The following is an 8,280-nucleotide window of genomic DNA, read 5'->3' on the forward strand; positions in this document are numbered from 1 at the left end:
GGGTGATGCTTTTTGGAATGAATTTGCCGCCGTCAATCTCATAACCAACACTGTACCTGGCATCATCCACTAAAACATCAACTGTTGAGGATCTGTTGCCACCCCCACCCGCCGCCGTACCTGCAGCGGCAATAATTTTCTTTTTCAACGCCGCCTCCGGATTTATCGCCTTTTTTACCGGCGCTTTCGCGGGTTCTACGGTAGGCGGCACCTCTTCCGGAGATAATTCTGGGACTTCCACATTATGCCCGAGGCCACGCAGCTGGTTCTGGATCCAGACGACCGCCGTGGGGACGTCCTTTACGCCGGCAGGCAGTTTGCCTGCCTCGTAGCCGAGTTCCTGCGGCGTATGACCGAAATGCGACTCCACTACCTTCATATAGTCCTGCATAAAGCGCTGCGCCCGCGCCTCCTGCGCCCTATCATACTGTTTCTGGAGGGCATCTATCTGACGCTGTATCTCCTTCTTATCTTCATCCTTCTTGGCCTCGCTCAATCTCTGCCGTAGCTGCTGGATCTTATCTTCCTTTATGGCCTTTATCTCGTTGATGTCGCTCCCCTGCCTCTCTATTCTCCTCATCGCCTCATCGGCAAGCTCTTTACTGTCAAATGCGGAAGCTATGGTCTGGACCTCTTCACGCGAATAACCTTTATCGACAAGCTTCCCTATATATTCTTCCTTATTTGCAATAGGTGTGGATGAACCAATCCCCAGAGAACGCACGATACCTGCGGTTTCATCGCCCATTGCAAAGATAGTGCCCTGATCAAAGTTGGTGGCGAACCAGTTGGCTATCTTCTCCATGTTCTGTTTGTATATCGAAAAGTCGTTACCGTTCTGAAGCCCGCTCACGAACTCGCTTAAGTGTTGCAGATAACCGCCGTCGCCCCTTGGGTCCGCCAGCGCCGCAACTCGGTCCGCGTCGTTCTTCGCCATATCCCATTTTCTTATGAACTCCGTCCTTGCCTTGGGATCGTTTATCCAATCTTTAACTATTTTTTCTGTTATTGTTCTAAGAGCCTTATCGTTCTTCTTGGCGTCGTTCCATGTGGAATCGTCGACCTTGTCGCCGTAGATATTGCTGAGAACATCTGTTTGTGTGGGAAGCTCCTTGCCGTTACCTATCCTTTCTCTTATGTATGATCTCCCCCTGTCGGCGGTATTTTTTGAGTCCGTGCCTTGTGGCACTTTCTTCTTTTCAGGGGGTGCGCTTGGTGCACCTATTCCCATCCGGGCGTACAACCTGTCTATTAAATTAGAAGCGGAGCCGTAACTATCTATTCCGCCCCAGCCCGGAGGCCACCCACCGGCTATACGCCCCACCGTAGCGGCGCCGGTCCATATGAACGACGGCATCGGATTCACAGGCGCAAATGAAAAACTCAAGGCCGCGCCGTAATCAAGCACGTCTCCAAACCCACCACCTCCAAAACTAATGCCCCCTATGTTCATAATCATTTCCCCTTCTATTGTTGTCCCCACGCAAGTGGAGACCTCGTTCATCTACTCTGGATCCCCGCTTTCTCGGGAATGACATCAACAATCTCTATTTAAGCGCACATTAAATTCTTGCCGTACGGTGACGTCCTGCACGTATTAAGCCTTGTTCTTATATCCTCTATCGTATCCTTGGCATCTGCCACGATAAGCTCAACCAGTTTCTGGTCCGGCTTATTGTAAGAGACCACCTCTTCCAGCGTAAGTTTCGGTTTTTCCGATTTCACAATGCCGTTCTGATACTGAACCGACGCCAGCTTCATTTCAACCTGTCCTAATTCGTCTGCCGTGGGGCTTATCACCCTGAAACCGATGCCCGCCCCTTTCATCTCAAGATGCGTAACCATATCACCCTGCACGTCGGCTATCTTATTTGCATGAATCGCGACCGATCTGCCTTCGGCCTGACATTCATCCTTGTCGCCGTCGCCGCCAACTCCGCCTCCCATGCTCCCCGACATTGCCAGCTTGTTGAACTTCTTGGCGTGTCCTGCGGCGTGGGCATAGGCCCCTTCCGGGGTATCTGCCTTATCCTCCTCTTTTTCGGTCTCTTCTACGTTATCGGCAGATCCTTCTTTTAGTTGCGTGGTTTCTTTGGCCCCTGCACTTGCCACTGCGGCATTGCCAGCCTGAAGGTTCGCAAGCTGTTTACCTGCCTGTTCGCCGGATGCGGTGGTCCTGCCGGACTCGGCCCCTGCAGGCTGTTTAACGGCCTCTTCCTGAGCTACCTTTGCGCCCTCCTTTAACTGCGGACCCTTTTGTGTCTCTGTAACGGGCGGTTTTACGCCGGCATCTGCCACGGGTTTTGCCTGCGTCCCTTGGGCCATGGCTATCGTATTTTGGAGATTTGGATTAACCCCCGCCTTTTGCGGCACACCTTGAGGAGGGGTTGACTGCTGCGAAAGATTTGCCTGCGCGTTGGTCTCATGACCTTGAGCACCCTGTTTTGCGTCTGTCTTTGGAACCGTACCGTTCGCAAGATGGTTGAAGCCTTTTGCCATCTCCTTTGCATCCGCAAATCTTGTTTCAGATGCGGCCTTCATCTCTTTTCTATCTGCACCCGTTGGAGATTTGGCCCCATCAACGGTTGATTGAGTGACCTTTGGATCGGCGGTTTTTACCCTTCTATCCGTCATTCTGTCGAGGGCGGTCTTTAAATGGCTGTTCGCCTCATCACCTCCGACCTTTTTCTCTTTAAGGGCGGCATCGCTTGCCATGGTGCCAACAGCGGTCGAACCCTTTGGAGATCGCAGGCCTTTGTACCTGTCATCTCCTGCGGTGATGGGGATATTGTTACTCACAATTTTAGCCATATACTTATCTCCTTTAGCCTATAAGCCATTGTTATATATGGGTTTATACCCATACAACGGCCTCCAAGGCCTGTATGTCACAATGATACTAAGCAAATTGCATACCAAGTTCGTGCTATTGTGCTATCGTGCCATTGCACTATCGAAGGGTTAAATAAGATTATATATATTATATTGTTATGAACATAACTTAAAGTTGGATAATTTAAGCGCTTAGAGAGTTACGCACTTACGCGCTTCTTAAAATGGAGAGAAAAGTCCTCTTTCTTTGAACCGCCGGTCAACCACCCGGTCACGGAGCAAGGTATGACAGACTAGAGTGATGGCCTTTGGATAAATTCAACCCATCGATTTACATAGGATTTTAATCTATTTGCTCCGTGACCGGCTGTTCAGGGAACGAGCGGGACTCTGATGCGTTTGATAGCGGACGCCCTGCCTGAGGTCTCGTCGAAACATATGGCTACGCCTTCGATACGCGCCCCGCCCTTGGCGACTTCGTAAGGGCGCCTATCACCGGTCAATATCCTCTTTATGGCGACATCTTTATCGAGCCCGATGACAGAATCGTGCGGACCTGTCATTCCAAGGTCGGTTATGTATGCGGTACCTTTTAAGCTTACTTCTTCGTCGGAGGTCTGCACATGCGTATGCGTTCCAACAAGCGCTGTTACTTCGCCGTCTATGAAATGGAGCATCGCGCGCTTTTCGCTGGTGGTCTCGGCGTGAAGATCGACAAAAATATTCGTGGTGATATTCCTTACTTCGGCTATCGCCTCTTTGATTCTCTTGAACGGACTTTCAACCTTTCTCCCCTTGTCATCCATGAAGATATTCCCCTGAACACAGATAACGCCTATGCGGGCCTTGTTCTTGGCGGTCGCGACAAGCCATCCCCTTCCGGGAAGGTGCCCTACAACGTTCAAGGGTCGTAGTATCTGATGGGTTGAAAAATATGGATGGAGACTGTCGTGCTCCCAGATATGATTCCCGGCGGTTATCACGTCGATAGGGCTCTTAAAAAGTTCTTCGGCGATCTTGTCTGTTATACCTTTTCCGCCGGCGGCGTTCTCACCGTTGACGATCACGAAATCGATCCCTTCTTCGGCAATTATTTTAGGCAGAAGCGTGGAAATGGCCCTTCGGCCAGGCTTACCGAACACGTCACCTATACATAAAATCTTCATTCAATTATATGCGGTGGATCCTTCGCTCCGCTCAGGATGACCACCTTCGATGGTCATTTTGCTATTTCGATGGCCCTTGTTTCACGGATGACCGTCACCTTGATCTGCCCGGGATAAGTCATCTCGGTCTCGATCTTCTTGGCGATATCCTTCGCAAGTACAAGCGAATTGGCATCGTTTATCTCGCCGGCATCAACCATGACCCGGATCTCGCGACCCGCCTGGATGGCGTATGACTTTTCAACTCCCCTGAAGGAGGTTGATATCCTCTCCAGGTCATCGAGGCGCTTCATGTAGGTTTCCATCACCTCGCGTCTTGCCCCGGGGCGCGCGCCGGAAAGCGCGTCCGCGGCGTCAACTATGCAGTCAAGCGCAGTATCCTGGGAAAGATCTTCGTGATGGGCGCCTATTGCGTGAACGATGTCCGGATCTTCGCGGTATTTCTTGGCGAACTCCATGCCGATGAGGGCATGCGAACCTTCCTGCTCGTGCGAGACCGCCTTGCCTATATCATGCAAGAGGCCTGCCCTCTTCGCCTTCTTTTCGTTGAGACCCAGCTCCGCCGCCATCATGCCGGCAAGGTAGGAGACCTCCATTGAATGGCGGAGAACGTTCTGTGCATAGCTGAAACGGTATTTTAGTGCGCCCAACAGTTTTACCAGTTCTGGATGGACATTATGCACACCAACTTCCATGACCGCGGCCTCGCCCGCCTCTTTAATAGATGCGTCGACCTCTTTGGTCATCTTATTGACCATCTCCTCGATACGGGCTGGATGGATACGACCGTCCTGAATGAGCTTCTCAAGAACGCGCCTTGCTACTTCGCGCCTTATAGGGTTAAAGCCGGAGATAACGACCGCTTCAGGTGTATCATCTATTATAAGCTCAACCCCTAAGGCAGCCTCAAGCGTCCTGATGTTCCTTCCCTCACGGCCAATGATGCGCCCCTTCATTTCATCGCTTGGAAGATGCACAACGCTCACCGTTCTGTCGGCTACGAACTCGTTCGCCATTCTCTCTATTGCGGTTGAAATAATATAACGCGACTTTTTATCGGCATTTTCCTTGGCTTCGTCTTCGATAAGTTTAATGGTCTTTGCGGCCTCTAATTTGGCGTCGTCGGTGAGAGATGCGATGAGCTGCTTCTTTGCCTCATCTTGTGTTATGCCTGCGGCATTTTCAAGCGCCCTTCTGGCCTCTTCCACCATCTCCTGATATTTCTTTTCAAGGGCATCCATATGCTTTTTCTTATCGAAAAGGCTCTGGTCCTGCCGCTTAACATTGGCCTCTTTTTCTTCCAAAAGGTCGAACTTCTTCTCCAGGTTCTCCTCTCGGGACATGAGGCGCTTTTCAAGATCGCCCAACTCCTTTTGCTTTTCCTTGGCCTCTTTTTCGAGCGCCACGCGGGCCTTGAGTTCGGTCTCTTTGGCGGTGACATCTGCCTCACGCTTTATTGCGCGCGCCTTTTCTTCTGCGTCTTTAACGATGCCTTCAGCCGATTTTTGAGCGGATGTTACGGATTTCTTGGCTGCAAGGTTCTTATAGAAAAAACCGCCAACAACACCTAAAATCAAGCCGGCCACACCTATAATGAGGGTAAGCTCCATAATACCTCCGGATATATGTTGAACGGCTTCGAAGGGGCGAAATTATGAGGACGTTGTTATCCCTAAACAAGATAGGCTGTAAATCAAACAACGATCATTAAGTTCTTTGAAAACCTTAAAATTCATAAAAGATTATTTCGCCGTTTCAAAACCATATATTAAAACTGCTTATTACCCACAAATCAAACCCCGCATGTGCCGTGTGGCAACCCATTTTTGAGCCCTAGTATATACTAGGTGGGCGCCGGGATAACCGTTTCAGGCTTTCCTTTCAGCAAAAAGCCTGAAAGGACATGCACACCGCGGTCAGAGCCAGCCCCCTTTTAAATCGTATAGGCTCAAAAAACAGAAGCTCCCAATCACGAGCACCGCAGGGATTTTTTTTACAATGAACTTGCCCCACCTATAACATACTAAAGGTGAAGGTCAACCAGTTCTATCATCTCACCTATCTTTTTTTCAACCGCTTGAACTGACTGGTCTTTTTTCTTCTTATAGCTAAAATACTCATCCGCAATGTTCATGGCGGAGAGTATCGCAACGTTCAAATTGGAGACCGACTTGGTCTTTTGAAGGACGTCGTTCATCTTCTGATCAACAAAAGCGGCAACTTCGCGGACGTAACTCTCGTCGGAGTCGCTCTTTATAACGAACTTTTGTCCTAATATCGTTACTTCGATCGGTTTTTGCATAATCGACATTAACTGCTTGGCTTAATAAATGATTTAGATAAGTTTGAACATAAATGCAAGTCAAAAAGACATTATCTTATGGGGAGATAGACTAACTTGTTGAAAATCCAGTTGAAACATTAAAATTTCAAAAAGTATTTGCCTTTTTAAAACCCGTAGGCTAGTCAAATCATCCTGATATGCCAAGACCTTTAGATGACGAAGAATATTGTCCTAATTGCGGCCAATACACCGGCGGCGAACACGTCTGTCCCAATTGCGGAGCTATACTGAAGAATAGCGCCAACGATGACGAGTTCGACGGCTTTCACGAAGATGAAGGCAACGACATAGAGGATGAAGATGAGTATTAGAGGCTGTTGATCAAGTGGTCCGTTCATGGTGAGCCTGTCGAAGGATGAGCGGATAAACGTATTATCTTTATTTAATCTGCGAGGGTGGCGGAATGGCAGACGCGCTAGGCTCAGAACCTAGTGATAGCAATATCATAGGGGTTCAACTCCCCTCCCTCGCACAAAAGAAAACCCCCTCTGCTTCAAACAGAGGGGGTCTCTTTTTTTCAAGAACTTTCAGCCTACCATTATTGCGCGGGCTGTTCTGGTGCTGGCGGCGGCGGTGCTTCTGGTGCCGGAGCAGCTGGTGCCATCGGAGCCGGTGGCGGCGTTGTGACCGCGCCTTCTTCGGCCGGCGGCGTCGCGGCTTTGCAAGCAACGAGACCGGCGGCGAATGCTACGACTGCGAGCAGTGCCAATTTCTTCATCATATCCCTTCCTCCTATTCTGATGGGGGGAACGTCCGGCTCGGCTGACCTCGCCGTTTCCCCCCAAACCCCTCGAGCTCGCGCTGGCAAAGCCAGCCGCTCACTCGCCTTTTTTTCAAATCACGCGCGCCAAGCTATATAATAGCTTTCTAAAAATCAAGTAGATTTTTTTTGATAACCTGTTATTTTGCCAACTTATGTTACAAAAATTCTACAAGAAGCATTCTTTGATCGGAACGGTCATTCGTCTGATAAAGTTCGTCACGACATTTGTCATAGTCTTTTCAACCATCTTCGTCGGAGCTATCGTTGCGCTCTACTTCTATTTCGCCTACGACCTTCCAAATATCCATACACTGAAGGACTACAAACCGCCCGTAGTCAGCGAGGTCTTCAGCGACGACGGGACCAAGATAGGCGAGTTCTGGAAGGAATGCAGACTCTGGATGCCTATTGAAGCGATACCCAAACAGGTGATAAACGGATTCATCGCGGCAGAGGACACACGATTTTTCGAACATCACGGCGTCGACATACTCGGCATCGGAAGGGCAATGTTCGAGAACCTGAAGGCGGGGCATATCGTTCAGGGTGGATCCACAATAACGCAGCAGATCACCCGCTCCATCCTTCTCTCCAGCGAAAGAAAGATAGCCCGAAAGATAAGGGAGGCGGTACTTGCCACAAGGATCGAACGCAATCTCAACAAGGAACAGATATTGGAATTGTATCTCAACCAGATATTCCTTGGAGACCGGGCCTATGGAATAAAGGCCGCGGCAAGGAACTACTTCCACAAGAGCGTAAACGAACTGTCTATCGCAGAAATTGCCATGATAGCCGGAATGCCCACCGCGCCCTCGACCGACTCGCCTGTCCACAGTATAGAAAAGGCGCGCGATCGGCAGGAATATGTCTTAAGCAAAATGTATGAGCACGGTTTCATAACAAAGGAACAGGAAAGCGCTGCCATGGCGGAAAGACTCACGATCCACGTCGCAGAAACTGACAAGGACTTCAACTACAAATACACCCCCTACTTCACCGAACATGTAAGAAGGATGCTGATAGATAAATACGGCGAAAAGACCCTTTATGAAGGCGGTCTCAAGATCTACACCACCGCAAGCCTTCCCTTTAGTCTTGACGCACAAAAAGCCGTCAGATGGGGACTTGAAAGGCTGGATAAGAGGCAAGGCTACAGAGGCGCGCTAGGCAAC

The 8,280-nt window shown here is 49.8% G+C and carries 6 protein-coding genes, 1 tRNA gene, 1 other RNA gene and 1 pseudogene (1 of these 9 cut by a window edge); 2 read left to right on the forward strand and 7 right to left on the reverse strand.

Features of this window, described 5'->3' with window-relative positions:
* The 6 genes and pseudogenes from COV46_09010 to COV46_09035 all read right to left on the reverse strand — a co-directional run.
* Nucleotides 1-1,504: pseudogene (locus tag COV46_09010) on the reverse strand (hypothetical protein) (it extends 98 nt beyond the left edge of the window).
* A gap of 47 nt (nucleotides 1,505-1,551) precedes the next feature.
* The gene (locus tag COV46_09015; GenBank protein PIR16290.1) at nucleotides 1,552-2,811 is read right to left on the reverse strand and encodes a hypothetical protein; all 1,260 of its coding nucleotides are present in this window, start codon (nucleotides 2,809-2,811) and stop codon (nucleotides 1,552-1,554) included.
* Between the two features lie 392 nt (nucleotides 2,812-3,203).
* On the reverse strand, nucleotides 3,204-3,998 hold the full coding sequence (locus COV46_09020) for a TIGR00282 family metallophosphoesterase (GenBank protein ID PIR16291.1): 795 nt from the start codon (nucleotides 3,996-3,998) through the stop codon (nucleotides 3,204-3,206).
* A 53-nt stretch (nucleotides 3,999-4,051) separates the two neighbouring features.
* A complete protein-coding gene (rny, locus tag COV46_09025) occupies nucleotides 4,052-5,608 on the reverse strand; it encodes a ribonuclease Y (protein ID PIR16292.1) in 1,557 nt (518 codons plus the stop codon).
* Between the two features lie 182 nt (nucleotides 5,609-5,790).
* Nucleotides 5,791-5,988: non-coding RNA, 6S RNA (ssrS, locus tag COV46_09030), on the reverse strand.
* 33 nt (nucleotides 5,989-6,021) lie between these two features.
* A complete protein-coding gene (locus tag COV46_09035; protein ID PIR16293.1) occupies nucleotides 6,022-6,309 on the reverse strand; it encodes a hypothetical protein in 288 nt (95 codons plus the stop codon).
* Nucleotides 6,310-6,731: 422 nt separating this feature from the next.
* Here COV46_09035 and COV46_09040 point away from each other — a divergent pair.
* Nucleotides 6,732-6,817 (forward strand) — tRNA-Leu (locus COV46_09040).
* A gap of 63 nt (nucleotides 6,818-6,880) precedes the next feature.
* Here the strand turns inward: COV46_09040 and COV46_09045 are convergent.
* On the reverse strand, nucleotides 6,881-7,063 hold the full coding sequence (locus COV46_09045; GenBank protein PIR16294.1) for a hypothetical protein: 183 nt from the start codon (nucleotides 7,061-7,063) through the stop codon (nucleotides 6,881-6,883).
* Nucleotides 7,064-7,257: 194 nt separating this feature from the next.
* Here COV46_09045 and COV46_09050 point away from each other — a divergent pair.
* On the forward strand, nucleotides 7,258-8,280 hold a 1,023-nt coding region (locus COV46_09050), incomplete at its 3' end, for a penicillin-binding protein (GenBank protein PIR16295.1).

The organism is Deltaproteobacteria bacterium CG11_big_fil_rev_8_21_14_0_20_49_13 (assembly GCA_002796305.1).
Lineage (GTDB): Bacteria > UBA10199 > UBA10199.